General features: G+C 44.3%; 26 protein-coding genes. 21 read left to right on the top strand and 5 right to left on the bottom strand.

Features of this window, described 5'->3' with window-relative positions:
• Positions 1 to 7 precede the first annotated feature (7 nt).
• The 4 genes from F8C82_RS03970 to F8C82_RS03985 all read left to right on the top strand — a co-directional run bounded on the left by F8C82_RS03970 (position 8) and on the right by F8C82_RS03985 (position 4,496).
• On the top strand, positions 8 to 2,326 hold the full coding sequence (locus F8C82_RS03970) for a TonB-dependent receptor (RefSeq protein WP_151692203.1): 2,319 nt from the start codon (positions 8 to 10) through the stop codon (positions 2,324 to 2,326).
• A gap of 72 nt (positions 2,327 to 2,398) precedes the next feature.
• Positions 2,399 to 3,157: a DUF4625 domain-containing protein gene (locus tag F8C82_RS03975; protein WP_170266147.1), complete on the top strand. Its 759-nt coding sequence runs from the start codon at positions 2,399 to 2,401 to the stop codon at positions 3,155 to 3,157.
• 7 nt (positions 3,158 to 3,164) lie between these two features.
• Entirely contained in the window at positions 3,165 to 3,575 is a 411-nt protein-coding gene (locus tag F8C82_RS03980; RefSeq protein WP_151692207.1) for a Fur family transcriptional regulator, read from the top strand.
• A 186-nt stretch (positions 3,576 to 3,761) separates the two neighbouring features.
• Entirely contained in the window at positions 3,762 to 4,496 is a 735-nt protein-coding gene (locus F8C82_RS03985; protein ID WP_151692209.1) for a hypothetical protein, read from the top strand.
• A 100-nt stretch (positions 4,497 to 4,596) separates the two neighbouring features.
• Here F8C82_RS03985 and F8C82_RS03990 read toward each other — a convergent pair whose 3' ends face one another.
• The 3 genes from F8C82_RS03990 to proC form a co-directional block, all read right to left on the bottom strand.
• A complete protein-coding gene (locus F8C82_RS03990; protein WP_151692210.1) occupies positions 4,597 to 5,793 on the bottom strand; it encodes a glutamate-5-semialdehyde dehydrogenase in 1,197 nt (398 codons plus the stop codon).
• 9 nt (positions 5,794 to 5,802) lie between these two features.
• Positions 5,803 to 6,603 (bottom strand): glutamate 5-kinase, encoded by an 801-nt coding sequence (gene proB, locus F8C82_RS03995; RefSeq protein WP_151692212.1) that lies wholly within the window; start codon positions 6,601 to 6,603, stop codon positions 5,803 to 5,805.
• A 108-nt stretch (positions 6,604 to 6,711) separates the two neighbouring features.
• Entirely contained in the window at positions 6,712 to 7,533 is an 822-nt protein-coding gene (proC, locus tag F8C82_RS04000; protein WP_151692214.1) for a pyrroline-5-carboxylate reductase, read from the bottom strand.
• Positions 7,534 to 7,909: 376 nt separating this feature from the next.
• On the opposite strand from proC, the gene ctlX reads away from it, so the two are divergent.
• Both ctlX and F8C82_RS04010 read left to right on the top strand, forming a co-directional pair.
• Positions 7,910 to 8,791, top strand: a complete 882-nt coding sequence (gene ctlX, locus F8C82_RS04005) for a citrulline utilization hydrolase CtlX (protein ID WP_151692216.1) — start codon at positions 7,910 to 7,912, stop codon at positions 8,789 to 8,791.
• Between the two features lie 54 nt (positions 8,792 to 8,845).
• The gene (locus F8C82_RS04010) at positions 8,846 to 9,568 is read left to right on the top strand and encodes a hypothetical protein (protein ID WP_151692218.1); all 723 of its coding nucleotides are present in this window, start codon (positions 8,846 to 8,848) and stop codon (positions 9,566 to 9,568) included.
• Here F8C82_RS04010 and F8C82_RS04015 read toward each other — a convergent pair.
• Positions 9,565 to 10,890 (bottom strand): pyridoxal phosphate-dependent decarboxylase family protein, encoded by a 1,326-nt coding sequence (locus F8C82_RS04015; protein ID WP_223279436.1) that lies wholly within the window; start codon positions 10,888 to 10,890, stop codon positions 9,565 to 9,567. The genes F8C82_RS04010 and F8C82_RS04015 overlap by 4 nt on opposite strands.
• A 3-nt stretch (positions 10,891 to 10,893) precedes the next feature.
• Positions 10,894 to 11,439, bottom strand: coding sequence for a hypothetical protein (locus F8C82_RS04020; protein WP_151692220.1), 546 nt, complete (start codon positions 11,437 to 11,439; stop codon positions 10,894 to 10,896).
• 206 nt (positions 11,440 to 11,645) lie between these two features.
• Between F8C82_RS04020 and F8C82_RS04025 the strand changes: the two genes are divergently transcribed.
• From F8C82_RS04025 to F8C82_RS04095, 15 genes are all read left to right on the top strand, one after another.
• The gene (locus tag F8C82_RS04025) at positions 11,646 to 13,202 is read left to right on the top strand and encodes a sensor histidine kinase (RefSeq protein WP_151692222.1); all 1,557 of its coding nucleotides are present in this window, start codon (positions 11,646 to 11,648) and stop codon (positions 13,200 to 13,202) included.
• Positions 13,203 to 13,220: 18 nt separating this feature from the next.
• Positions 13,221 to 13,775 carry a dTDP-4-dehydrorhamnose 3,5-epimerase gene (rfbC, locus tag F8C82_RS04030; RefSeq protein ID WP_151692224.1) on the top strand — a complete coding sequence of 185 codons (555 nt, stop codon included), beginning with the start codon at positions 13,221 to 13,223 and terminating at the stop codon, positions 13,773 to 13,775.
• Positions 13,766 to 14,632: a dTDP-4-dehydrorhamnose reductase gene (gene rfbD / locus F8C82_RS04035; protein WP_151692225.1), complete on the top strand. Its 867-nt coding sequence runs from the start codon at positions 13,766 to 13,768 to the stop codon at positions 14,630 to 14,632. The genes rfbC and rfbD overlap by 10 nt, the downstream gene beginning before the upstream one ends.
• 459 nt (positions 14,633 to 15,091) lie before the next feature.
• Positions 15,092 to 15,772, top strand: a complete 681-nt coding sequence (locus F8C82_RS04040; protein ID WP_151692227.1) for a response regulator transcription factor — start codon at positions 15,092 to 15,094, stop codon at positions 15,770 to 15,772.
• 69 nt (positions 15,773 to 15,841) lie between these two features.
• A complete protein-coding gene (locus F8C82_RS04045; protein ID WP_151692229.1) occupies positions 15,842 to 16,420 on the top strand; it encodes an acyltransferase in 579 nt (192 codons plus the stop codon).
• 132 nt (positions 16,421 to 16,552) lie between these two features.
• Positions 16,553 to 17,704 carry a LegC family aminotransferase gene (locus F8C82_RS04050; RefSeq protein WP_151692231.1) on the top strand — a complete coding sequence of 384 codons (1,152 nt, stop codon included), beginning with the start codon at positions 16,553 to 16,555 and terminating at the stop codon, positions 17,702 to 17,704.
• Positions 17,705 to 17,922: 218 nt separating this feature from the next.
• Positions 17,923 to 19,104 (top strand): UDP-N-acetylglucosamine 4,6-dehydratase, encoded by a 1,182-nt coding sequence (locus F8C82_RS04055; protein ID WP_151692233.1) that lies wholly within the window; start codon positions 17,923 to 17,925, stop codon positions 19,102 to 19,104.
• Positions 19,104 to 20,252 (top strand): LegC family aminotransferase, encoded by a 1,149-nt coding sequence (locus F8C82_RS04060; protein WP_151692235.1) that lies wholly within the window; start codon positions 19,104 to 19,106, stop codon positions 20,250 to 20,252. The genes F8C82_RS04055 and F8C82_RS04060 overlap by 1 nt, the downstream gene beginning before the upstream one ends.
• Positions 20,253 to 20,256: 4 nt before the next feature.
• A complete protein-coding gene (locus F8C82_RS04065) occupies positions 20,257 to 20,862 on the top strand; it encodes an acetyltransferase (protein ID WP_223279475.1) in 606 nt (201 codons plus the stop codon).
• Positions 20,859 to 21,881, top strand: a complete 1,023-nt coding sequence (gene neuB / locus F8C82_RS04070) for an N-acetylneuraminate synthase (RefSeq protein ID WP_151692239.1) — start codon at positions 20,859 to 20,861, stop codon at positions 21,879 to 21,881. Before F8C82_RS04065 ends, neuB begins: the two co-directional genes overlap by 4 nt.
• Positions 21,878 to 22,984: a UDP-N-acetylglucosamine 2-epimerase gene (gene neuC / locus F8C82_RS04075; protein WP_151692241.1), complete on the top strand. Its 1,107-nt coding sequence runs from the start codon at positions 21,878 to 21,880 to the stop codon at positions 22,982 to 22,984. The genes neuB and neuC overlap by 4 nt, the downstream gene beginning before the upstream one ends.
• Positions 22,981 to 24,027, top strand: coding sequence for a nucleotidyltransferase family protein (locus F8C82_RS04080; protein WP_151692243.1), 1,047 nt, complete (start codon positions 22,981 to 22,983; stop codon positions 24,025 to 24,027). The genes neuC and F8C82_RS04080 overlap by 4 nt, the downstream gene beginning before the upstream one ends.
• On the top strand, positions 24,024 to 24,743 hold the full coding sequence (locus F8C82_RS04085) for an acylneuraminate cytidylyltransferase family protein (RefSeq protein WP_151692245.1): 720 nt from the start codon (positions 24,024 to 24,026) through the stop codon (positions 24,741 to 24,743). The genes F8C82_RS04080 and F8C82_RS04085 overlap by 4 nt, the downstream gene beginning before the upstream one ends.
• On the top strand, positions 24,740 to 25,654 hold the full coding sequence (locus F8C82_RS04090; protein ID WP_151692247.1) for a Gfo/Idh/MocA family protein: 915 nt from the start codon (positions 24,740 to 24,742) through the stop codon (positions 25,652 to 25,654). The genes F8C82_RS04085 and F8C82_RS04090 overlap by 4 nt, the downstream gene beginning before the upstream one ends.
• Positions 25,644 to 26,375, top strand: a complete 732-nt coding sequence (locus F8C82_RS04095; protein WP_151692249.1) for an SDR family oxidoreductase — start codon at positions 25,644 to 25,646, stop codon at positions 26,373 to 26,375. Before F8C82_RS04090 ends, F8C82_RS04095 begins: the two co-directional genes overlap by 11 nt.
• Positions 26,376 to 26,557: the final 182 nt, after the last annotated feature.

The raw sequence follows: 26,557 nt of genomic DNA on the forward strand, positions 1-26,557 counted from the left end.
TACATTCATGAAATACTTCTTCTCGCTGTTCTGCCTACTGAGCTTTACGTCGGTATTCGCACAGCGAAGTGTGGAAGTACGAGTGGTAGACGAGCAAGAGAATGGCATTCAGGTTTTCACTGTCCGAATTCCCGGAGGATCTATCACAGATGGTTTAAACGGTTTGGCGGTACTGACGCTTCCCAATGATAGAGCGGTGGATTTGGTAATTGAATCCGATGACTATCTCACAAAAGTGGTTCATGTAAGTCCGTCCGATCTTGTCGTAGAATCTCAGCTTGAAAAGAGGTATACGAAATTAGCCCCGGTTACGGTTTACGGTTCATTGACTTCAGATGGTCCTTCAACCGCAGAGAGCATCGATGAAGATCACCTGCGCAATAGAGCCGGGAATTCGCTATCAGAATCTATTGATGGACTTCCTGGAGTTCATTCTGTCAACACAGGAGTGGGAATCTCAAAACCCATGATTCGAGGATTTGTGGGGACTCGAGTAAATGTAGTTCAAGACGGAATTCTACAAGAAGGTCAGCAATGGGGGATGGATCACGGACTAGAAATTGATCAATTTAGTGTCAACAGTGTGTCCATTTTAACAGGTGTTAAAACTTTGGAATACGGTCCGGCTTCAGCGAGCGGAATCGTGTTAGCTAATTCTGACAACACCTTTCCTCCATTAGGGTTTCACGGGGAAGTAAGTGGAATTGCCAAAAGCAATAACAAGGCAATAGGTACCTCGACATCTCTATCTTATCGGTGGAGAAATGTTTATGTGCGGGGTCGTTTCACGCTCCAAGACTTTGGCGATTATCGCGTTCCAGCGGAGTCATTTACCTATAATGGATATAATCTTACCATTCCAGATGGAGTCCTAAAGAATACGGCAGGCACAGAAATCAATGGGAACCTCGATTTCGGTGGATATGTTGGAATACATGGATACTGGAAGGCTCGAGTGAGTCGCTTTTCTCAGAAAATTGGTCTTTTTCCGGGAGCCATGGGGATTCCTAGGCAGTTTGATATTTCTGATGTGGGAAATCAGCGCGATGTAAACATCCCATATCAGCGGACCGTTCACGATAAGATCCAAGTAAGTTATAATAGTACCTATCAGCAGGACTTCAATGGGACTTGGGCCCTGGAAATGGCTTATCAACACAATCATAGAGAAGAGCGCTCTGCACCCCATGCACATGGTCTCAACTATGTAGATCCAAACAATACTTTGGGCATTGGGTTGGATTTAAGAACAACCCAAGTTTCTGGAAAGCGCAAGTTTAACTGGCTTGATGCTCACTGGAGTGTGGGAGGAAGCGCACAGTTTCAAGAGAATGAAAGATCTGGATGGGAGTTCCTCTTGCCAACGTTTAGTCGACAAAATTATGGAGTGTATGCACTATCCGATTTTGTTTTGGGATCGTGGAATATATCGACTGGAGTCCGCTTTGATCAAGCGCACATGGTGGTTACGGGCTATGAGCAACCGTGGTATGCTGCACCAGACTCACTGGTGGAGCGCGTTCCTAACTTCGAGTCGAACTACTGGGCTAAGTCGTTTTCACTTGGAGCAGCTAAATCTTGGAATGATTTTCAATTCACTGGGCAATTGAGTTATTCTGAGCGAATTCCAGCTGTTGCCGAACTGGCTTCAAATGGAGTTCATCATGGGACATTCAGACATGAAGTAGGAAACCCCGATTTAGAATTGGAGCGAGGAACCTTGATAGAATTGTCGGTATTCAAAGAGTTGGTGCCGAGAAATGGAAAAGGGTCTTTTGAGTTCAAAGTGACGGGGTGGGCGTACCTTTACAGTAATTATATTTTCTTGAATCCTACTGGAGAATTTAGTCCACTTCCAGATGCAGGTCAGATCTATGCATACGAACATGCGCCTGCTTACATATCTGGAATGGAAATTCACCTCGCGTACCATGCGAGCAAGTATTTCAATCTCTCCATAAATTCAGATCAAATCTTAGAGTCTAGAAATAGAGAAACCGGAGGCTATCTGCCATTTCAACCCGCAACTAGTATAAGTTTAATTCCGGAGTTTTCGAATGGTGCTTGGAAAGTTGGTGCAGAGGTGGTCAACACCTTTGCGCAAAACAGAGTGGCCAACAACGAAAGACAAACGCCTGGGTATATCTTACTCAATGCTTATGCGCAATATTCAATTCAGTTGGGCGATGTATCGTCTTTAGAACTGCGTTTGCGCGGGCAGAACCTTACCAATGCGGAGTACCTTCGCCATATTTCTCGCTACCGCATTCTCAATCTTCCCGAACAGGGAATTAACCTCATTCTTCAAGTAGCTTATAAATTTTAATGCAACAAAGTTGCGTTAATGGGTTTCAGGTGTATATTTGCAACATAGTTGCGAAAATAATACATGTCAAAGATGAGATTACTTATTGTTCCTTTTGCTTTACTCACGTTGGTTTCTTGTACAAAAGACAAGGGAGATACAACGCCTCCAAAGTTTGTTTCTGCTACCGTTCAGGGAGAATCAGAGAATCCTATTTATCTAAATGCGGGTACTGCCATAGGTGTTATGGCTGAGGTGAGTGACAATGAAGCTCTAAAGCAAGTAAAGATTGATTTGCACGATGATTTTGATGGTCACGACCACAACAAGGCGGGTTTTACACCGTGGACGTATGTGAATATCATCAGCGTGAATGGGAAGTCGGCGGTAGCTGTTGATACAACTATCATTCCTGAAGAAGCCACCGCTGGTGTGTACCATGCTGTTTTACGCGTTCTTGATAAAGCGGGAAATGAAGGTGAGTTTGTAGAGAAGGTGCTCATTATTAAGAATGGAAGTGAGCCTATCATCAGTGTAACAGCTCCTGACTTTAGCGCGACGCCTCAATTTGCTCCTGGAGATGTAATTTCCTTGGCGGGAAGTATATCGGATGTAGACGAGTTTGAAGAAATTCATATCCTCCTTCGTCAACAAGAAGATGTGGATCATTACATTACGTTTGGAGAACGCGAGTTCGATCTCGCTGATCAAAACGTGAGTTCCTTCGATCTTTCTGCGGTAAGCCTTACCATTCCTACTGATGCGAAAGCAGGGGAGTACGAAGTGGCCATTATTGCCGTTGATAAATTGGGTAATCAAGGGATTTATTACGGACATTTGCGCGTAGAATAATGCTAAAATGAGCAGGGCAGAAGATATATTGAAGTCACACGGTTTACGTTCAACTGAGATTCGTCGAGAGGTGATCAATCAGTTGCTGAATGTCGGAAAGGCCATTACGCATCAAGACATGGAAACCGCTATGCCCAAGGCGGACCGTGTGACTCTGTATCGAACTCTCACTTCGCTTCAAGAAGCGGGTATCATTCATCAAGTTGTGGATGATGAAACGGTGAAGAAGTATGCTTTGTGTGGCGGTGGTTGTTCCCAAGATCACCATCACGACAATCACGTACATTTTAAATGTACCTCTTGTGGAGATACGCGTTGTTTGGAAAACGTGGTAATCCCAGCCGTCAACTTGCCAAAAGGCTATGTGATGGAGTCTGAAGATTTGTTGGTTCAGGGCGTTTGTCCAGAGTGCGCGTAGGGAAAGGGCTGTATAAGAGCCTGAGGCAAGGGCTGTGCAAGGGCTGACGCAGTTGGTTAGACTATGACTCCAGATTACCGAAGACTGTTAAGCGACAGCCACCAGCAAAGAAGCCAAAGACCAAGCCCCCCTCTGCGGATTTTTCCTACATTCCTCGCGATGTATATGAACCCAAAATCTAATTTTATGCGTCTATACAGATTAGCATTTCTCTTTATTCTTACTCCATTATTCGCTTTTTCACAAAGTAATTTCCATGGAGATGTCTCGGGTAGTGTTTACTTCCCAGTTCCATTTGAAGTGGTTCCAGATATTAATGCGGAGTCGTATGGTGCCGACTTTGGATGGCCTGAAATTGATGTCAATTTGTACTACGACATGATTCAATCCGATCAAAAAGGGCGAAGTTTTTTAAGCCTTTATGCCGGTGGGAATTACCGCAATATGTTCGGACTTGAGGAAGACAGTGATTCCCGCGATTTTGAAGGGGCAATGACCTCTCGTCAGTTCAGAGTAGGACTGAAAATCTTTGATTTGGTTCGAGCGTCCTACATTCGAGCTGGAATTAGCGGAACAGGAACAGGCGAGGGATTATTTCAGAACTATACCTATGGCGGACCAGTAGTGTGGACAGATGGATTTGAGATTGGTTTGCAAGCGGAACAAGATGGTGATGCTGTGGGACTTTTTTACCAGAGTTCTTTTGCTCCTCCTGCAGGTGATAATGTTACCGCTGTAGAATGGTCCACACTAGAAGGACGAGTGCGTTCTTCTGTTCTTAGTGGGCGTGGAGCCAATGGATTTGTGCAATTAACCGTTGGTTACGACTTGTTCAGCTATGACGATAGAGATCAATCAAACAATCTCCCAATGGATTTTAAGTCGTTGCGAATTGGCTTAGGTATTGGAGTGGGTTTCTAGTATAAATAGGGCGGAGGCTCTATAGAATGAAAAAACGGTAGAATAGTGCACAGGTGTGACTATTCTACCGTTTTTTTTTGGGCGAAGTTAAGGCCTTATCCTATCTCACTTGTCCATTCCCGTACACGTAGTACTTGTTGGTCACCAACTGATCTAGTCCCAATGGACCTCTGTGGTGCAGTTTATCCGTAGAGATGGCAAGTTCAGCTCCAACTCCCATTGCTCCTCCATCAGTAAATCGTGTAGAAGCGTTTTGGTAAACGGCAGCGCTATCTACAGTCTCCATAAATACATCTGCTCGATTGGAGTTCTCTGTCATGATGGCGGCACTATGGCCTCCGCTGAATTCATTGATTTTACGCGTGGCTTCTTCTAAAGTAGGAACTACGCTCACAACGCATTTCATGGCAAGGAATTCTTCAAACCACGTATTTTGGTCATCAATGGTCTTAGTTTGAGCATCGAGTTGATGAACGTACTTGTCACCAAGTACTTCAACACCAGCATCTCTGAGAATGGAGTTGAGTTCCACAATTTTCTGATCCAATTCTGGAAGCTCTTCGCTGATCAAGATCTTATCAAGGGCGTTACAAGCTGAAATCTTATCGGTCTTAGCATTTAGGATGACATCGATGGATTTTTTCCAATCGGCTTCACTGTCGATGAACAGGAAGTTGTTCCCTCTACCACTTACCAAAACCGGGCACGTAGCGTGATCTTTCACAAATTTGATCAATCTTTCGCCACCTCGTGGGACAATCAAGTCGAGTTTGACATCAGGATTTCTCAAGAATTCTTGAGTGGCCTCTCGGTTGAGTTCCAACATTCGAATCCAAGAGTCATCTAAACCATTTTCTTTGAGGGCTTCATGCCAGCATTCAACTAAGATGCGATTGCTGTGAACGGCCTCCTTACCTCCCTTTAGCAAGATTTTACTGTTTGCTTTAAAAGCGAGAACAGCGGCTTCAATGGTTACATCCGGACGAGATTCATAGATGATCAGGATATTCCCAAATGGAGCAGTTTTGTTTTGGATTTTTAGTCCGTTGTCAAGTTGTCTTTCCGACAAAATGTTACCAACGGGATCCTTCATAGCCTTTACCTGGCGAACGGCTTCAATCATGCCATCTACCTTGGCATCATTCACAATAAGGCGATCGTACATCGCTCTATCATTCGGGTCATACGCGTCTAAATCGCGCTTATTCTCGCTAATAATATCGGTACGTCTGCGATCGAGAATGTCAATCATACTCTGCAGAACGCTATTTTTCTTTTCTGTTGTTTGTAATTCCATGTTAGTGGTTTAAGCTAAACTTGATTTCATTGCGTCATCTGGGTTTCTGAAAACTGTACCCACTTTTTTACCGTCAATGATATCTACAATCACATTGTCAATTTTACCATTGGCGATGTAGGTTGGAATGTGTTTCGACGCAGTATCCTTGGCGATTTTTACCTTGGATTCCATTCCGCCTCTTCCTTGATGCTCATCCTTTTCACTGTCTTGGATGTATTTCTCTACATCTTGATCAGGAAGTACCTCCGATATGATCACGGAATCCTTATCATCGGGGTGCCCCGTGTAGAAACCGTCAATATCGGTGAGGATAATCATCATGTCAGCTTTGGTTAACTCCGCTACAAGGCTGGCTAGTTCATCGTTATCGCTAAACATGGATTGAGTAACTGATGTAGCATCATCTTCATTCGCAATAGGAATGACACCTTGCGAAATGAGGCCTTCATAGCAGTTAATCATATTTTCTCGGTGTACTCCTGGGTTGAAATCTCGCTTTGTTGCGAGTACCTGAGCACAGGTTAGACCGTAGTCGTGAAAGAGTTGATAGTACATTCGCATCATTCGAGGTTGTCCAATGGAACTGAAAACCTGTCGGCGAACACTAGGATCATCTATCTTACAATCACCAAGCACCTCTTTACCTGCAATGGCAGATCCGCTTGAAATTAGGATAGTATGAATGTCTCTTTCATAAAGCTCGGCAATTTGGTGTACCAAGCGTTGAAGGATAGGGCGCACGATTCTATCATCTTTATTGGTCATAACGTTCGTGCCGACTTTAATGACCACTCTTTTCGTCTCCATATTTTTGGATTACGAATTAATTTCTGAGTCGGGGTGTTTCCGACAAAGACTGCGGTTTTCGCAGATTACCAACGAATTAGGTTAATACTGTTTCTTTTCTCAGGTGAATTAAGCCTCCGCTGATTGCTCTTCACCAATCTCCGTAGCCCGATTAAAAGCTGCGTATGCCGCGTCCTTAATCAGTTCGTTGACATTATTGTCTCGCATGCTGTCAAGTGCTGCTCGGGTAGTTCCTCCTTTGGAAGCCACGCGATTCATCCAGCCAACCGGAGTAATATCGTTCTGGTTGAACAATTCAACAGCTCCTTCAAATGTGCTGCTTACTAGTGTTTTGGCGGTTTTGTCGCTGAATCCCATTTGGCGGGCTGCCTCCATCATGGATTCCATGAAATAGAAAATATAGGCAGGACCACTTCCTGAAATACCCGTAGATGCATCGATAAAACGCTCATTGCTTACATGGATGGATTTACCTGTGGTATCCAACAATCCTCCAATGGTGAGAAGTTCAACTCGACTGACATCGTCGGTAGACGTGTAAGATGTCATTCCTTTACCCACCTGTGCAGGCAAGTTCGGCATGGCACGCACTACCTTGGTTAGGCCCAGTTCGCTTACCATACTTTCTAAGGTTACACCTGCCATAATGGAAACGATGATTTGATCGGTTCCTACCATCGGTTTCATTTTGGCAAAAAGCTCAGAGGCATGATACGGTTTAACCGCGATAAAAATGACATCAGCTTGAGGAAGACATTCTTCTAGATTGTCGAATACATCGTATTCACTGTCTTCCTTCAATTGATTTCTACGCTCTTCTGAGGTGTCGTAGATCATGAGTTTTTGTTTTGTTCCCAAGAGGTGGGAATCTCTCATACCTTCAGCATACGTGGAACCCATATTGCCGGCTCCGATAACAAGCACTTTCATTTAGTGATGTTTGGTTCATAATGGTCATGCTCTGTCGTAACATGTCATGACTTCGTGTCTCTTCGCGCAAACTTCGTGCGACAACTCTTCATAGAACCCTGAAACATGATAAATGTTCAAAAATATATATCTGTTAATCAGTGTGTTACAAAGTGTTTAGTGGAGTGTAGTGATCAAATGCACTGATTTTGAGGCGACTGACTATCCTGCAGAATGTGTGTCAGTACGGCGGGAAACGCGCAGATTCGGCAGTCATTATTTTTGAGGAAAATGATTCGAAATGTGTTGATAATTGACAGAAATCATATAAAAAATGAAAGAATTGAACGTAATTCGAGTGATTGTTGACTGCATCAATTCCTAATACTTCATTGTAATGTTGCTTCTTATCAGACCTCGTTCTTTTGCTTTTAATCCACAAACTGCAGCGAGTAATGCATATCAAATGGAAGAAATTCCTGCGGAGGCAAGTTCAAAAGCTTTGGATGAGTTTAATCGACTAACACAGGTTCTGACTCTTCATCACATTCCTCATGTGGTGGAAGAAGACACGATTTTGCCCCCCAAGCCGGATGCTATTTTTCCCAATAACTGGTTTTCTACCCACGAGAATGGTGTCATCGTTCTCTATCCCATGGAGGCCGAGAATCGTCGATTGGAGCGTCGCACGGATATCATTGATCGATTGAAGGAGTATTACGGGTATTCAGAAATTATCGACCTGACACATTATGAGAAAGAGGGTAAGTATTTAGAAGGAACCGGTAGTCTGGTTTTTGATCGTCAACGCAAGGAAGCTTATATCTGTGAGTCCTCCAGAAGTAATGTTTTGTTGGCTAGAGAATTATGTGCTCAACTTGGATATGAACTCTTCGCGTTTGATGCCGTGGATCGCAATGGAATACCGGTGTATCACACTAATGTAATGATGTGTGTGGGTAAAGAGTTTGTTGCTTGGGCGCCCGAAATGATTAGGGATACTCATGTCCGTGAAGCGTTGAGTCATCATTTTGATCATGCCGGGAAAGAACAAGTTATTCTCACTGAAGACCAAGTAAAAGCCTTTGCTGGTAATATGCTAGAAGTTGAATCTGAAGACGGGCAAAATTGCCTATTATTGAGTTCGTCGGCCCGCAGATCTTTTACCACAGAGCAGATTTTTCAGCTGAGAAAATATACCTCCTTGCTTCCTGTTCCCGTGCCTGTTATTGAGAGAGTGGGAGGTGGAAGTGTGCGTTGCATGGTGGCAGAGATTTGATGAAAAGTGGAATTGCATATCCAACCATTGCGCATTTCTTTTATTTTTGAGCCTATGAAGAAGAACGCTCTCGTACTGTTGGCTGTATCAGCCTTGGGTTTGATGTCTCCAAAAGCAGAGGCACAATCGGCTATGATTGAGGTCTATGGAGGATATGAATTGTCGGATGGAACGACTCAATTGGACGATTTCTTCAAGGCAAAAGGTGGAACTACCAACACTTTCGCCACTGGATTTATCTGGTCACAGTTCAAAGATGGTCGAGATGATGGTAATTGGCAATGGATGTTGGACTTGAGTTACCGCAGCAAGGCAACGAGTTATACGGACATCGCCGCATATCACTTCGATCAGTTTACAGCAGATAGTCTGTACAATGCTGATTACAAGTACTTAGAGAAAAGCATTCGCGTTGGTATCGGTGGACAGATTACGTCTAGAATGAGTCGCAATGTTCACAATGGCGAGCTGGCATTTACCATGCCTATCCTAGCTACCTTCGACTTGGGCTATCGTCAGGCCTATGGTCGCGCTTCAGAAGAACTGTTGTACACCGAATCTGATTTTGGCATGGACCAGTTGGATTTCGGATTGACTATTGCTCCGGGCATTCGTTACAGTCGTCCATTCCACAATAATCGCTACCAAAGATTTAGTGTGGGTATTGATTTCCCTGCCTATTGTATGTTGGTATCGGGTGATAATAGTGGAACAGGGGAGATGGCCATTCAATACGGCATCCCTTATGCACGTCTTCGTGTGGGTTGGATTTTCTAAGAGATCGATTTCAAAATTCGGAAGATATCACCGATATAATCCAGGTGATTCCATTTCATTAATGTTGACCTAAGGAGGGTGACAGTCGGGCGATCTACCTCGATTTCGGGTATCACGGCTTTAAGTGATTCCGATGGCATCTTGTACAGCGCTAGATAGAGTCCGTTCTCTTCTGCTTTATCAAACATCGTTTGGGAAGCCTCTGATATTTCGGATACTCGAGAGCATTTGGGAGCGAAGATGAGAATATCCAAATCAGGTTTGTAAGGAAGAATCCAGTTTCCGTTTTCTAATAATTTTGAATACAGCGTTTTAGCTGCGTTGAGGCAGTTGGACAACCCCTGAGCCATTTCTCCATCTTCAGTCAATGGGTAGCGCTGCATGGTGGTCCACAAGGCCACGGCACTTGCGCCTGGTCGACTGCATTCCAAACTGATTTCACCCAAGTGAAGTTGGTTGGATGTGAAGTAGGTATAGGGCGAATCGTGCAAGTAGAACTTCCCAATACTCGGATCGGAAAAGAGGACACATCCACAACCATAAGGTTGAAGACCGTGTTTATGCGGGTCAATAACGATACTGTCTGCACGGGTGATCGCATTGAAATTACCTTGAAGAGGAGAACTCGCTACACAGAGTGTGAAGTAGCCACCGTAGGCCGCGTCAATGTGACATCGTGCTCCGTATTTCTTACACAATGCGATGCCCTCAGCAATGGGTTCAACATGTCCAGTTCCAGTGGTGCCAGCTGTGAGCACAACGGTTCCAACATCTCCTTTCTTCAGCTCATCTTCCAAGGCAGAAAGATCCATTACTGGCCGATCTATGGCATTCGAGACTTTCGAAAAAGGGATTCCTAGAACAGAGGTGATGCGTTCGTGCGTGTAATGTGCAGCAGCAGAAGCCAAGATGCGTTTGTTGGGGTGAATCTGGCTCGCAATCCATAGTGCTTCTAAATTCGCCATGGTACCACCTCCAGTGAGGTGTCCAATATGGGTATCCCAACCAAACATTTTCGCAATGCCCGCCACAGCCTCCATCTCCATGGCTGAACTCTCTTTACCGCCGTCTAACGCGTGGTTATTGGGGTTGATATTCTGAGCAAAAGCATAGGCTTCACGGGCTATTGCGTGAGGTGGCTTTAACATCTGACCCGCATACAATGGATGAGCATACGGGTAATTGTTCTTCATTCGGTTAGCCATCTCTTCCAAAATGGCTTTTGATGAAGCATCTAAGTTCTCTTGTCCTGTGAGAGGTAGAGGCTGATTTGAGTTGAGATAATCTATGAATCGCGCTCTCAACTCATCTGCATTTGCCATGAATTAAATCCCCAATACTTTAGCGTCTACACGAAATACAGTAGAGGCATCAATGCGAACTTCAGATCCTGGCACTTGATCCGTTACGATTTTAGTACGCATGTCATAGCGCTCAGACTTGATGTATTCCGACAAATCCTCATTGGTCACATCAAGAGTAAGAGAAGTTCTTCCATCTTCTGGGATGTTTTGCTTCTCAGCAACCAATACTTCTGGTAGTTCTTGTGTGCTGATGTAAATCTCGATACTGTTCAAGAAATCGAAGTTTGCACTCGATGGACTTGTAATAACCAATTCACAATCTGTGAGACGAATGTCCTGAATGAGATCCGCTCTTGTATCGTTATTCTCAAAAGTGGAACTCGAATTCGTTTCGATGTTAGGAGTGGTCATTGAAAACGGGAGATTTATCCCCGTTGTAGCCGGAATGACAATTTCTGTAGTGGTAGAAATGTCAAATACAGTCAGTTCATTCAATTTATCGCAACTAGTAGTAGTGGCCAGTAAAGCGATAGGAACAAAAAGTTTGCGCATAGGTCTTCTCATCATTGTGACAAATGTAATGAATTGTGGGGATGGAGGACGAGTGGAGGCTCCAGAGTTCTGGCTATGGGCTTTGGCTTCTAGAGAGCTAAACCATTTATCCTGGCGAGATGACTGTGCTGCAGGCTCTATCGCGGTCATAGACCCAATGCCAAAAACCAAATTCCCGTTAAATTTACCCCCATACGGACTTCAGCGACTATTTTTGGCAAATGACGAATAACAATTCGAAAATTCTAATCGGTTTTATCACCGCTGCATTGATTGGATCCATTGTGGTTCAAGTTTATTTGTTTTCTAATGCGGTAGAAGTTCGCAAGGCTCGTTTTGACAGCGAGGTGATGGAGGCAATGCGGACAACGGGTGAGGATTTGGAAGATTTGGATGCCAAGCGAATCATTGAACAAGAAGAGAATTTTCGCCCATGGTTACAGTCGCAGATCCCTCATGTATTTCAGGTTGATTCTGCTATCAATCCCAATATTCTAGATCGAGATGAAATTCAGTTCCTCGATAGTACAGGGTTTTACACATTTAGTTTTCAGGCGGATACAACGTACTATTCACCAGCTGGTCCTTATCGTGTAGAAGTGAGTCAGGAAGGGAGTGGTAAGCGATCAGACGATGGAAAGATTCACCTTCAGCAAGCCCAAATGCATCGTGTTGAAGAGAAGGTGCTGATGATGGATACAGTACTTCAAATGTTCGTGCGGAATACCATGCGAGAGTATGTTCCTATTGGCAGACGCTTCGACTTGGACGCGGTGGATAGTGTATTGAAATCGGAGTTAGAGGATAAAGGAATTGCGAGCAATTTTGAATTTGCCCTTTCAGAAGACGGTGAATTTAGTAGTCTGATCTCAGAGGATTTCGAATCCTACTTACCCTCGTATAAAGTTCAAGTGTTGCGAAATGACCTATGGGATAAGCCCGTTTACTTGCACGTTCAACTTCCCAACAAGATGAACGAAGTGTACAGTAGTATGTGGACAATGGTGGCCTTGAGCTTGGTGTTCACACTCGGCGTGGTGATTACGTTCTGGACCACCATCCGACAAATGTTGAAGCAGAAGAAGATCAGTAGTATTAAGTCTGATTTCATCAACAATATGACCCATGAATTCAAAACACCTTTAGCTACCATCAACTTGGCTATAGATGCACTGAATTCTCCAAAGCTGCAGAATGATCCCGAAAAGCGAGCTCACTACACCCAGATTATTCGGAATGAAAACCAGCGGATGCACAAGCAGGTAGAACACGTGCTGCGAATGTCGCTTTTAGATAAGGATGAAATCAGCCTAGAACGCGAGAATATCTCTCTTTCGGACCTCATTGAAGGGGCCAAGAGTCATTTGGAATTGACCGTTGAACAACGCGGAGGTTTTATTCAATACAATCCTCATGGATTGGAGGATGAGAAGGTCAATGTAGATCATCACCACTTCTCAAATGTGTTGATTAATATCATCGATAATGCGGTGAAATATTCCATGGAACCACCGCATATTCGAATTGACACAGAGTTGTCGAACTCTTATGTCGTCATCTCCATTTCCGACAACGGGATCGGAATGAGTAGAGAAGTTCGAGAGCATATATTTGATCGGTTCTATCGCGCAGAATCGGGAAATGTTCACACGGTAAAGGGGCACGGACTCGGTTTGGCTTATGCCAAGGAAATAATTGACAGACACGGAGGAAAGATTGAAGTAAAGAGTACGGTAGGGGAAGGCAGTACCTTTGTTATTACCTTAGAGCGCTCTTAATTCTACGCAATATTGACCATGAAGGTATTAGACCAACCCATTCCAGATTGTTATCTGTTAGAGCCCACAGTTTTTGGCGATCACCGTGGCTATTTTTTTGAGTCGTTTAACGATCAGCTCTTTCAAAAGCTCACGGGGGCAAATGCCAATTTTGTTCAAGACAATCAGAGCATGTCGTCCAAAGGAGTGTTGCGTGGACTTCACTTTCAGATCGGTGATGCTGCACAAGCCAAATTGGTACGTGTGATACAGGGAGCTGTGTGGGATGTAGCAGTGGATCTTCGTCCAAATTCACCGACCTATGGAAAGTGGTTTGGGGTTGAACTCAATGGTGAAAACAAGCAAATGCTGTATGTCCCTAGAGGATTTGGTCATGGGTTTGTCACCTTGAAAGCTAATACCATCTTTTCCTACAAATGCGATAATCACTACTCGAAGGCAGACGAAAGGGGAGTGATTTGGAATGATCCTACCATTGGGATTGAATGGCCAGAGCTCAACGTTGAATTGAAGTTGAGCGAAAAGGATTTAGTTCTCCCATCATTGAATGAAGCGCAGAAAGAATGGGAATGAAAGTTTGGGTAACAGGCGGAGCTGGACAACTGGGTAAATGCGTAGCAGCTACTTTACCGGTAGGTGTAGATGCTGTTTTTACGAGCCGAAACGATGTCGATTTGAGTGAGACTACTGCCATTGTCGATTTCATCGAGAAAGAGGGGATTACCCACCTCGTAAATACCGCTGCTTATACCGCTGTTGACCGTGCCGAGGACGAACCTGGCGCTGCTGAATACGGCAATGTTCAACTTGTGGAGAATCTCGCGAAGGCTTGTAAAATAAAGGAAGTCACGTTTCTTCACGTATCTACCGACTTCGTTTATGGTGGTCCTGTAGATGGATTGCGGAAGGAATCAGATCATCCGCATCCTACTGGTGTTTATGGAGAAACGAAGTTGAGAGGTGAGCATGTTTTAGCATCATCGGGTGTGAATTTCATCATCTTAAGAACGAGTTGGCTGTATTCCGATCTCAATCAAAATTTCTTCAACACCATGAAGCGATTATTGGGGGAGGGAAGAGATTTGAAAGTGGTGGCAGATCAAATCGGTTCACCTACGCTGGCGTATGATTTAGCCAATTTCATTTGGTTTCTTTTGTCGAACGAAGAAATACGAAAGCAGCATCTCAACTCCATCATCAACTTTAGCAATGAAGGAGTGGCGTCGTGGTACGATTTTGCCCTTGCCATCAAAGAGGAATGCAATCTGTCAGGAAGTATTACTCCTTGTACCACAGAAGAATTCCCAACCAAAGCTCAGCGACCTTTCTTTTCAAAAATGGACTTACAAAAAGTTCGTTCCACTGGTTTTGTGAATAGACATTGGAGAGAAGCGCTTAGGGCGGTGCCGACCCCGAGTACTGGATCATAGTACCTGTGCAGAGCAGGTTTTTGGCTTTCAGGTAACGTCTAGGCCAAGCATGAATAGCTGCGTAACTGCTACCGCGCGAATCCTTTCGCGTGGCGAGGCAAGAAAGCATCATAAGCCAAGCATGAATAGCTGTGTAACTGCTACCGCGCGAATCCATTCGCGTGGGAAGAACACTAACCAAAGGTCATAGCTGTAATAGATTCAAGCGGTAGGAGAGGACTAAGGGCCAATTCTTTCCCTTAAATCCTAAACTTATGCAAAAATTGTCCCTCAACAATGCAGGTTATCTCGGAGTAAACTAGCTTCGAAGCCGCTAGGGTATTGAGATAGAGGAGAAGCACAGCCAATTTTTAGAATTGACTTTGTTGCCCGTCCATCGTATCTTACTACAATAGTTGAATAATAGATCTCGTTCTGGGAAGGCTGTTCAACCTTAGCAAAACGAAAACCAACTACCTCATGAGTAAGATTCTCTTGATTGAAGATGACCCGTCGTTTGGTCCCATGTTAAAAGACTTTTTGGAGCTTCACGATTTTGAAGCTGAACTCGCCGTGAATGGGGACGAAGGCTTATCTAAGTTTGCAGATGGTCCATGGGATCTGTGTATTCTCGATGTGATGATGCCCAAGCGAGATGGATTCTCCACCGCTACTGAAATAAGAAAGTCGAAGCCCAATCAACCGCTTATCTTTCTTACCGCAAAGAGCATGAAAGAGGATGTGCTTGAAGGTTTCCGCATTGGAGCCGATGACTACCTCACCAAGCCTTTTGATACGGAGGTCTTACTCTATAAAATCAAAGCCATACTTCAACGTCAGCCTGGTCACAGTAAAAGTGAAGGCGACAAACATCAAATTGGCGAATTCAAATTTGACCCACGCTTGCGTATTCTGTCGCACAATGGACAAGATCAGAAGCTGTCACCCAAAGAATCTCAGTTGTTGGATTTGTTAGCTCGACACAAGAACGATTTACTACCACGCTCGGTTGCTTTGGTGAAGATATGGAAGGATGAGAACTACTTTACAGGACGTTCCATGGATGTGTATGTAGCTAAACTTCGCAAATATTTATCCGCTGATCCTTCTATTGAAATCGAGAATGTGCACGGCGAAGGATTTATCTTGAATATCAAGTAAGGGCATCCCACTCCAATAACTTTACCTAAGTTTGATTTCGGAATTCGAAATCTACTGTAGATCCCTGCGATGAAAACACCCTATACGGTTCATGAAAGTTCCTATGTTGCTGACAATGCAGTGATTGGAAAGGGAACAAAAATCTGGCATTTTTGTCACATCATGGATGGCGCTGTGTTAGGTGAGCGCTGCAATATCGGTCAGAATGTGGTGGTATCTCCCAACGTGATTTTGGGTTCCAATGTGAAGGTTCAGAACAATGTTTCCATCTATTCAGGAGTGCAATGTGAAGATGATGTTTTCCTGGGACCTTCTTGCGTATTCACCAACATTACCAACCCACGAAGTGCAGTAATACGAAGAGGGGAATACGTTTCTACCTATGTTCGGAAAGGTGCTTCAATTGGTGCCAATGCAACTATTGTTTGCGGAAATGAGATTGGTTCCTATGCCTTAATTGGCGCTGGAGCTGTCATCACCAAAGATGTACCTGCATATGCTTTAATGGTTGGCAATCCAGCCCAACAAATAGGTTGGGTGAGTGAATACGGGCATCGATTGCATTTCGATTCCGGGGGTAAAGCCCAATGTCCAGAATCCAAACAAGAGTACCAACTACTCAATGGGGTAGTAACTAGAACTCGCTAAATCCCAGTCGTGGGGTTCAGCTTTATTAAGAGTTTTGGTTACACTATCTTTACCAGATAATTATCGCACCTCTTGCATCTAGGTGTTCACCATTATATCTAAACTTCTGAGACCTAGGTATTCTTCGAATTTATGATCAAATCCACCATCCAGTTTATCCGCGAAATCTACGGGGTAAAAGAAGGTCAAATTCCACTTCATGTTCCATTTTTTAATGGTAATGAGCAGAAGTATGTTAATGATGCAGTCGTCTCAGGAGAAACTTCAGCTTCTGGAGCCTACATCCAAAAGTTTGAGAAAGCTCTAGCGGAATATACGGGTGCGAAAGAGGCGGTGGCTGTTTCTAATGGGACAGCGGCCTTACACGTTGCGCTCCACATGGTTGGAGTGACCACAGGAGATGAAGTGATTACACAAGCGCTTACTTTTGTAGCAACGGGCAATGCCATACGTTATGTGGGTGCTCAACCTGTATTTGTAGATGTAGACGCCGACAGTATGGGAATGTCGCCAGAATCCCTTGAAGGCTTCTTAAAATCTTCCTGTGAAAAACGCTCTAACGGTGTTTTCAATGTAAAGTCGGGCAAGCGAATTGCCGCTGTATTGCCCATGCATACACTCGGCTTTCCCGTTCGAATAGAAGAGATTGCCGCTGTCTGTAAGGAGTGGGATTTACCGTTGATTGAAGATGCCGCTGAAGCCTTGGGTGCAAAGGTGGGAGATAAGCATGTCGGGCTCTTCGGTGCCATCGGGACACTATCTTTTAATGGCAATAAGTCCATCACTTCCGGTGGAGGTGGTGCTTTGATTCTTAACGACTCTAAACTCGCAAATCGCGCTCGTCATTTGATCAGTACCGCGAAAAAGCCGCACACATACGAGTATTTTCACGATGAACTTGGTTTCAATTACGTGATGCCTAACCTAAACGCCGCACTGGCACTAGGTCAAATTGAACACTTGAGCGAAATGCTCTATCAAAAGCGCGCTCTGGGCTATGTCTATTCCGAGCACATGGAAAGAGAAGGCGTGAAGATGCGCTCAGAACGCCCCGGTACAAAGGCAAACTTTTGGCTGATCACCCTTCAATTGGCGGATAGGAAACAACGAACGGAATTCCTCGATGCTCTCAATGCAGCCGATATTACTTGTCGTCCTATTTGGACTCTCCTCCACAAGATGCCAGAGTTCAAATCCTGTCAAACGACCGATCTGACCCATTCTCAATTTTTGGAAGATAGAATTGTGAATGTACCGAGCAGCGTGAAGGGGTTGAGGATTTGACCCCACATGTCGCACACCCGTCCCCCGTCATCCATCATCCATCACCCAACCCCAACCCCCAACACACTATTCCTGCCAATATGTTGAAGAGATGCTACGGTTCCACTATTTTAGCCTAGTTTAAGAGTTTGGTGATGAATGGGTATCGTGCAAATCTGCAGAGATCCACTTTCAGCAACTCCACACTTTTGCCCTAGCACCTAAAGAAAAATTGAAGAATGCTTGAGTTAATAGGCCGGAACACAGCCCTTTTCAGTACAGATGTAAGTCAGTATGAAGACGAAATTGTTCGTCGAGTGAGTACGTCTAGGTTTTTAGTTTTGGGAGGTGCTGGATCTATTGGGCAAGCTGTGACTAAGGAGATTTTTAAACGCAATCCCAAAACCCTTCACGTTGTTGATTTATCAGAAAACAACTTGGTGGAACTGGTGCGTGATATTCGAAGCACATTTGGGTATATCTCCGGCGATTTTCAAACTTTTGCATTGGACATTGGCAGCGTTGAATACGATGCATTCTTCGAGCAGTCAGGGGGTTATGATTATGTGCTTAATCTGTCTGCACTCAAGCATGTAAGAAGCGAAAAGGATCCATTTACGTTGATGCGCATGATAGACGTCAACGTCTTCAATACGGATAAAACCATTGCTCAGTGTATTGAGAAGGGGGTAAAGAAGTATTTCTGTGTTTCTACGGATAAGGCCGCGAATCCAGTCAACATGATGGGCGCTTCCAAGAGAATTATGGAGATGTTCTTGATGAAGCGAAGTCGAGAGATCTCTATCTCTACAGCCCGTTTTGCAAATGTTGCTTTCTCGGATGGGTCTCTGTTGCACGGGTTCAATCAACGATTGTTGAAAAACCAGCCCATTGCAGCTCCTAATGATGTTCGTCGTTATTTTGTTACCCCTCAGGAGTCTGGAGAACTATGCTTGATGTCCACCCTTTTTGGAGATAACCGCGACATCTTCTTTCCAAAGTTGAGTGAAAACCTTCATCTCATTACTTTTTCCGATATCGCTGTGCGTTATTTGAAGAGCAGGGGATTAGAGGCATACGAGTGTGAATCAGAAGATGAAGCTCGAGCATTGATGGCAACCTTGCCGAAAGAAGGAAAGTGGCCATGTTTGTTTGCCCCTTCGGATACCACGGGAGAAAAGGATTTTGAGGAATTTTATACCGATAGCGAAGTGCTTGATATGGAGCGTTTTGACAATTTGGGAGTCATCAAGAACGAGTGGGAATCCAAGGAAGACTTAACGAATTTCTTTGAAGGTCAGATTGTCCAAATGCGTGAAAAGAAGCGATGGAGCAAGGGAGAAATTGTCACCTTGTTCAAGCAAATGATTCCCAATTTTCTTCATGAGGAGAAGGGGAAATACTTAGATTCCAAAATGTGATGGATCACAAAGCAACGATACGTGCCATTCGAGAAATCAATGGCGTTCCAAGCGATTTCATTCCTCTTCATGCTCCGGTTTTTCGAGGAAATGAATTGAAATATGTTTCGGAATCTATACAATCCACCTTTGTTTCATCGGTCGGGAAGTTTGTTGATGAAGTCGAGAAATGGGTAGCCAGAGAGACGCATACTTCGAAGGCGGTTGCCATGGTCAATGGGACGGCTGCACTTCACATCAGTCTACTTTTGGCAGGTGTTCAAAGAGATGAAGAGGTTTTAACACAGGCGCTCACCTTTGTAGCTACAGCAAATACGATTCATTACTTACATGCGCATCCTGTTTTTTTGGATGTTGATAGAGATACATTGGGATTGTCCCCTTCCGCGGTAGAATCCTTCTTTGAGGAATTCGGAGAACGTAGGGGGGCAGATGTTTATAACAAATCAACAGGTAGACGAATTGCCGCTATCTTACCCATGCACACTTTTGGTTTCATGGTTCACATGGACGAAATGCTTCGCGTGTCTGAGAAGTGGGGTATCCCATTGGTAGAAGATGCTGCAGAAGCCTACGGATGTGAATACAAAGGCAAACCTGCGGGTACCATGGGCGTTGTTGGTGCGTATTCTTTTAACGGGAATAAAGTGATTACTTCGGGTGGAGGTGGCATCTTGGTTAGCAAGAATGAGGAAATGGCTACCCACGCGAAATACATCACCACTACTGCAAAGGTTCCTCATCCTTGGGAATACGTGCATGATGAGACGGGATTTAATTATCGAATGCCCAACTTGAATGCTGCACTTCTCTTGGCTCAGATGGAAGTGTGTGATGACCTAATCAAAGAGAAGCAATTGCTGTTTGAGCGGTATGCCGAGTATTTTTCCAAAGTGGGGATACAGCTCTTATCTCCGCCGGAAACCACTACGCGATGGAATTATTGGTTAATGGCCATCCAGACTGAGAATAGAGCCGAACGCGACGCGCTGTTGAAAGCGACCAATGAAGCGGGTGTGATGACACGTCCCATTTGGAAGCTGATGAGTGAATTGCCGATGTACAAGGATTGTCAGACCGATAGTCTGACGAACTCTGTGTTCCTAGAAGATAGAATTGTAAATATTCCAAGCGGTGTTAAAGGATAAGCCTGTGTACATATTGGGAAATTCAGGTCATGCCTGGGTTGTCATAGATTCTATGTCCGTAAAACCAGTGGGTTATTTATCCATGGGGGTTGCAGAGCAGAATCCGTATTCACTTGAATATATGGGGATTGAAACGGATGTAGATCTTCCAGTTTGGAGTGAGGATTGTCAATTTGTTGCAGGTATTGGAAATAACCGTGTCCGTCGCCTTGCGGCAAATGCTGTTCGAGCGAATGGAGGTGTAATGACAACGGTGATTGACGCCTCAGCGAGAGTGAGTAGCTCGGCGACGATTTCCGGCGGTTCATACATTGGAATTGGAGCAAGAATAAATGCCTTTGCGAGAATAGGCGAAGACTGTATCATTAATACCAATGCCATTGTAGAACACGAATGTGAAGTAGGGGATGGAAGTCACATCGCTCCTGCAGCTGTACTCTTAGGAGCCGTTCGTGTGGGAGCTGGAACCATGATTGGTGCCAATTCTGTCGTAAAAGAAGGTGTGCGCATCGGTAATGATGTGCAAATTGGGGCAGGCTCTGTCGTTTTGGAGAACGTTCCAGACGGTGAAACATGGGTCGGGAATCCCGCAAGAAAATTGAATAAATGAGACATCACACACTAATCATAGCTGAAGCTGGAGTAAATCACAATGGCAGTCTGGATAAGGCAAAGGCGTTGATTGATGCGGCTGCCGAAGCGGGTGTGGATTATGTGAAGTTTCAAACTTTCAAAGCAGATAAGATCGTTTCAAAATCTGCAACAAAAGCAGACTATCAGAAGGCGAATGAACCGGGTTCGGACGAATCGCAATACGATATGCTTAAAAAGCTAGAGCTCTCTGATTCAAATCACATTGCGTTGATTGAGTACGCTGAGGAAAAAGGTGTTCGCTTTTTCTCCACTGCATTTGATACAGAAGGCTTGGACTATCTCAATAGTTTGGGTTTTGATCGTTTTAAAATCCCCAGTGGAGAAATTACGAACTATCCCTACCTCGTTAAAATAGCTTCATTCGGAAAGCCTGTCATCCTATCCACAGGTATGGCTACTATGAGTGAAATTGGAGAGGCAATTGAAATTCTAGAGCGCGGTATTTCGAAAGATGATATCACAGTACTTCACTGTAATACAGAGTACCCAACACCCATGGATGATGTGAATCTCATGGCGATGTTGTCGATTGCGCGAACATACGAGGTTCAAGTTGGATATTCCGATCATACGTTAGGAATTGAAGTGCCGATTGCGGCGGTTGCCTTGGGTGCAACCGTCATCGAGAAGCACTTTACACTGGATCGGAATATGCCAGGTCCGGATCACAAAGCTTCTCTAGAGCCTTCTGAACTTATTGAGATGGTGGCATCTATTCGGAACATTGAGAAAGCGATATCTGGAAATGGTGAAAAAGTTCCCAGCGCAAGTGAGAAGAGGAATATGGCCATTGCTAGAAAGAGTTTACATCTCAATCAAGCCATCGAGAAAGGACAAGTTTTTACAGAATCCCACCTAATTCCATTGCGACCGGGAGACGGTATTAGTCCGATGCGATGGAATGAAGTGATAGGTAAAACAGCATCGAAGAATCTCGCCGTAGGTCACCAGCTGAAAGAATCTGATTTTTCATGATGAAGATAGGTGTACTTACCAGTTCCAGAGCAGATTACGGTATCTACACGCCACTGCTAAAACACCTTCAAGCGGATGAGGAGGTGGATCTGCATATCATTGTCTTCGGCATGCATTTAACCAAGTCGCAGGGAATGACCATCAACTTGATTGAGAAAGATGGATTTGGACAAATTCATTCCGTTGTAGGTTTATCCGAAGGAGATACTGCGAGTGATATTGTACGCCAGTATGGAGAAACGGTTGTCGCTTTTTCAGAATATTGGAAATTGCATTCATTCGATTTGGTTTTCACATTGGGAGATCGATTTGAGATGAATGCGGCGGTTCAGTCGACCATTCCCTTTGGAATAAAGTTGGCTCATCTTCACGGAGGAGAGAAGACGCTCGGCGCGATAGACGAGATTTATCGTCATCAGATTACATTGGCTTCTGCCATTCATTTCACTAGTACTGAGGAATACGCGCAGAAAGTGAGATCATTGCTGCCTGATCACCCTCATGTATATGACGTGGGAGCATTGAGTTTAGATGGATTGAACCTTCGAGATCTTCCGTCTTGGTATGAAGTAAGGGAGCAATTTGCCATTCCTGAAGGAAAGTTTGTTCTCATTACCTTTCATCCGGAAACCGTAAATGCAGAATCCAATCACGAGCATATCCGACAGTTGAAAGTGTTCTTTACCAACACAGTGACAGATTTACACTTTGTAGTGACCATGGCGAATTCAGATGCGATGGGGCAACTGTACAGAGACCTATTCGAACAACTCAAAGGTGAGATGCCAGATCGATTCAGTTTAGTAGAAACCTTTGGTAGGGATAATTACTATGCGGCAATGGTGTCCTCAGAGATGCTCCTTGGGAACACATCAAGCGGCATTATTGAAGCGGCCTCAGCAGGCGTATACGCCATCAATGTCGGTAATCGTCAGGATGGAAGGACGCGCAGCAATAATGTAGTGGACGTCGCTTTTGATGCGATTGAATTGGGAAAGGCTTTACAGAAGGTTCGTTCATTGGGCAGATATACAGGAGCCAATAAATACAAGAAAGACGATACAGCGAAGCGCATCGTTGAGATCATAAAATCGGCTAAATGATAGATTACAAACTACATCTCATCCCACATACCTCCACCATTCGTCAGGCTTTAGAAAGGCTAAACGAGTTGGCAGCAGACGCGATTCTTTTCGCCGTTGATGAAGCAGGTGTTTTGATTGGCAGTTTGACCGATGGGGATGTTCGGAGAGGTTTGATCAGCGGGAAGGCACTGGAAGATCGAGTATCTGACTTCGTACAGTCAAAGCCGAAGTACATCACCAAAGACAAGTACGACATTCAGAATGTGATTGCGCTGAGAGAAGGTGGTTTTAGAATCCTTCCAGTGGTGGATTCAGAGAAGCGAATTGTGAATGTGATCAACTTCCGATACGTCAGCTCTTATCTACCAATGGATGCCATTATTATGGCGGGGGGAAAGGGGACTCGACTTCTTCCCATGACCAAGGATACACCAAAACCACTCTTGAAAATTGGAGGTAAGGCCATTATCGAGCACGGGATTGATCGACTGCGGAAATTCGGCGTGGACGATATCTGGATTTCCATTAACTACTTAGGAGATCAAATCGAACAGACCTTTAAATCTGGCGAAGACAAAGGCATACATATCAAGTATATACAAGAAGATCAACCTTTAGGGACCATCGGCTCTGTGAGTTATGCTGAAGGCTTATTGCACGATTACGTCTTAGTTACAAATTCGGATATCCTTACTGAACTCGATTATGAAGAGTTCTTTTTGGACTTTTTAGAGAAAGGAGCCGACATGTCTATTGTTACCATTCCGTATCGAGTGGATGTTCCTTATGCGGTGTTGGAAACTAGCAATCATCACATCATTTCGTTCAAGGAAAAACCGACCTACACCTACTATTCCAACGGCGGTATCTATTTGATTAAAAGAGAGTTGCTGAATCGTATTCCAAAAGGTACCTTCTACAACAGCACCGATTTGATGCAGGATTTGGTTCAGAATGGATTTAATGTCGTTTCATTCCCACTCAGACAGTATTGGCTTGATATCGGAAAGCCGGATGATTTTCAAAAAGCTCAAGAGGATATTAAACATCTCGATTTATGAGGTCTTTGTTGATAACGATTTGTGCGCGAGGAGGTTCCAAGGGGATTCCTGGAAAGAATATCAAGCCCCTCAATGGAGTGCCCTTGCTTCATTACACGCTTAATCTCGCTCAGATTATACAGGAGAAGTACGGTGCCGATATTCAGGTGAGCACAGACAGTGATGAAATTTTAAAATGCGCCGCTGAGGTAGGGTATAGTACCGAATATATTCGTCCCGATGAATTTGCGACGGATAAAGCAGGTAAAATTGCAGCCATTGAGGATGCAATGTTGTATTCGGAGCGATTGTATGGGAAAACCTACGACTATATTCTGGATCTAGACGTCACCTCTCCGCTGAGAACCCTGAACGACATTGAACAGGCTTATGAGCAATTGTCGAGCAATGAGGAAGCACTCAATATATTCTCTGTAAGTCCTGCTGCTCGTAATCCGTATTTCAACATGGTTGAAACAGGCGAGAATGGGTTTGCAAAAGTGGTGAAAGATGCCGGCGACGTGAAATCTAGACAGAATGCGCCCTTGGTGTATGACATGAATGCATCCTTCTACCTGTTTAAAAGAGAATACTTTAACAAGGGATATTCAACTTCTACCACACCGTACTCTTTGGCTTATGTAATGAAACACCATTGCTTTGACCTAGATGAGCCAAGAGATTTTAGAGTAATGGAAATCCTGTTGAGCGAAAATCTGCTAGAAATAGAGATATGAAGGTGCTAATTGTTGGACTAGGATCCATTTCCAGAAAACATAAGGAGGCCTTGATAGCCATTCGTCCTGACGCGGAGTTCTATGCTCTTCGTCGTTCAAGAGATGGAGCAGAGGTGGAAGGAGTCCAAAGTATCTATAGCATTGCAGAGATTCCAAGTGATTGTGATTTCGCCTTGGTGGCCACGCCAACTTCGGTTCACGCTGAAAGTTTACGCCAAATCCTCCCTCTAGGAATTCCTGTTTTTCTAGAGAAACCGCCCCTACACAATTCGGAAGATGCGGCTGAACTGGAGAGGCTCATTGCCGAGCATCAAAGTATGGTGTATACCGCATTTAATCTGCGGTTCCATCCACTCATCACTTGGGCGAAGCACTATTTAGCGGGAAAGCGGGTGCTAGAAGTACAATCCTATTGTGGTTCCTATTTACCCGATTGGCGCCCCAATCAAGACTATCGAACCAATTACAGTGCCCTACGCGAACAGGGCGGTGGCGTTCATCTAGATCTAACTCACGAAATCGATTTTGTTCGCTATCTCTTTGGAGATCCAACTTCAGTACAGAACAACTTGAGAACTGTTTCTGATTTAGAGATTGATTCTGTGGATAGTGCGCGCTATTGGTTAGAGTATCCCGACAAGGTCATCAACATCGTTTTGAATTACTTCAGGAGAGATCCAAAGCGAACGCTAGAAGTAGTAATGGAGGATGGTACCATAGAGATTGATTTAATTCGTGGATTGGTGATTGCGAATCGTACGGATATCATTCACCATGTAGAAGTGGATATTCAAGAGACGTACAATTTGCAAATGGCTTATTGGTTGAATTGTTTGACATCGGGGTCCATTCCGATGAATGAATTCTCTGAAAGTTTGAAAACGCTAAAAATCTGTTTAGATGAGTGGTAAGGTAGTACTAGTGACAGGAGGTTCTGGATTGATTGGATCCGAGATCATTCGCGAATTGAATGCTTCGGGATATCGCTCTATTAACCTCGACCTTCATGTAGAGAACGATCTCGTGAAAGGCACATGGAAGTGTGATATTACCGAACCAACATCGGTGGATGAAACCATTGCGTCCATCGTAGAAGAATTCGGTTCTATTGATGGTTTGGTCAACAATGCCTACCCGAGAACGTCGGATTGGGGAAAACCGGTAGATCAAATTGAGATAGAAAGTTGGAGGAAGAATGTAGACATGCAGATGAACAGTGTTTTCTACATCACTCAACGCGTACTGTCTCACATGGTCAAGCAAAACAGTGGTTCTGTAGTTAACATAGCCTCCATCTACGGGGTAGTAGGGAACGATCCAACGCTTTATGAAAATACAGGGATATCAGCTCCAGCTGCTTATTCAGCCATCAAAGGAGGGTTGATCAACTTGACGCGCTATTTGGCTTCGCATTACGGTCAGCATGGCGTTCGAGTAAATGCACTTTCTCCAGGAGGAATATTTGATCATCAAGATCCAAAGTTTGTAGAAGCTTACGAAAGAAGAGTACCTCTACGCAGGATGGGAAATCCGAACGATATTGCACCTGTCGTGCAATTTTTGCTGAGTGATCAGGCAAAATACATCACAGGTCAGAATATCATAGTGGATGGTGGGTATACAGCGCAGTGAGTTAGAGAACTTTTGCTAAGTACTTTGTTGGGGTTTTGAGTAGACCATTCTACTTGAGCTTCACATAGCTGTATATCTAAAGGAATCCCACGAGGTGAAGAACTAACACAACGCTTCACACGATCATAATCCTCTTCATCCAACATCCGTCATCAGACATCTATCACCCGTCACCCGTCACC

It is taken from the genome of Phaeocystidibacter marisrubri (assembly GCF_008933165.1).
GTDB classification, from domain to species: domain Bacteria; phylum Bacteroidota; class Bacteroidia; order Flavobacteriales; family Schleiferiaceae; genus Phaeocystidibacter; species Phaeocystidibacter marisrubri.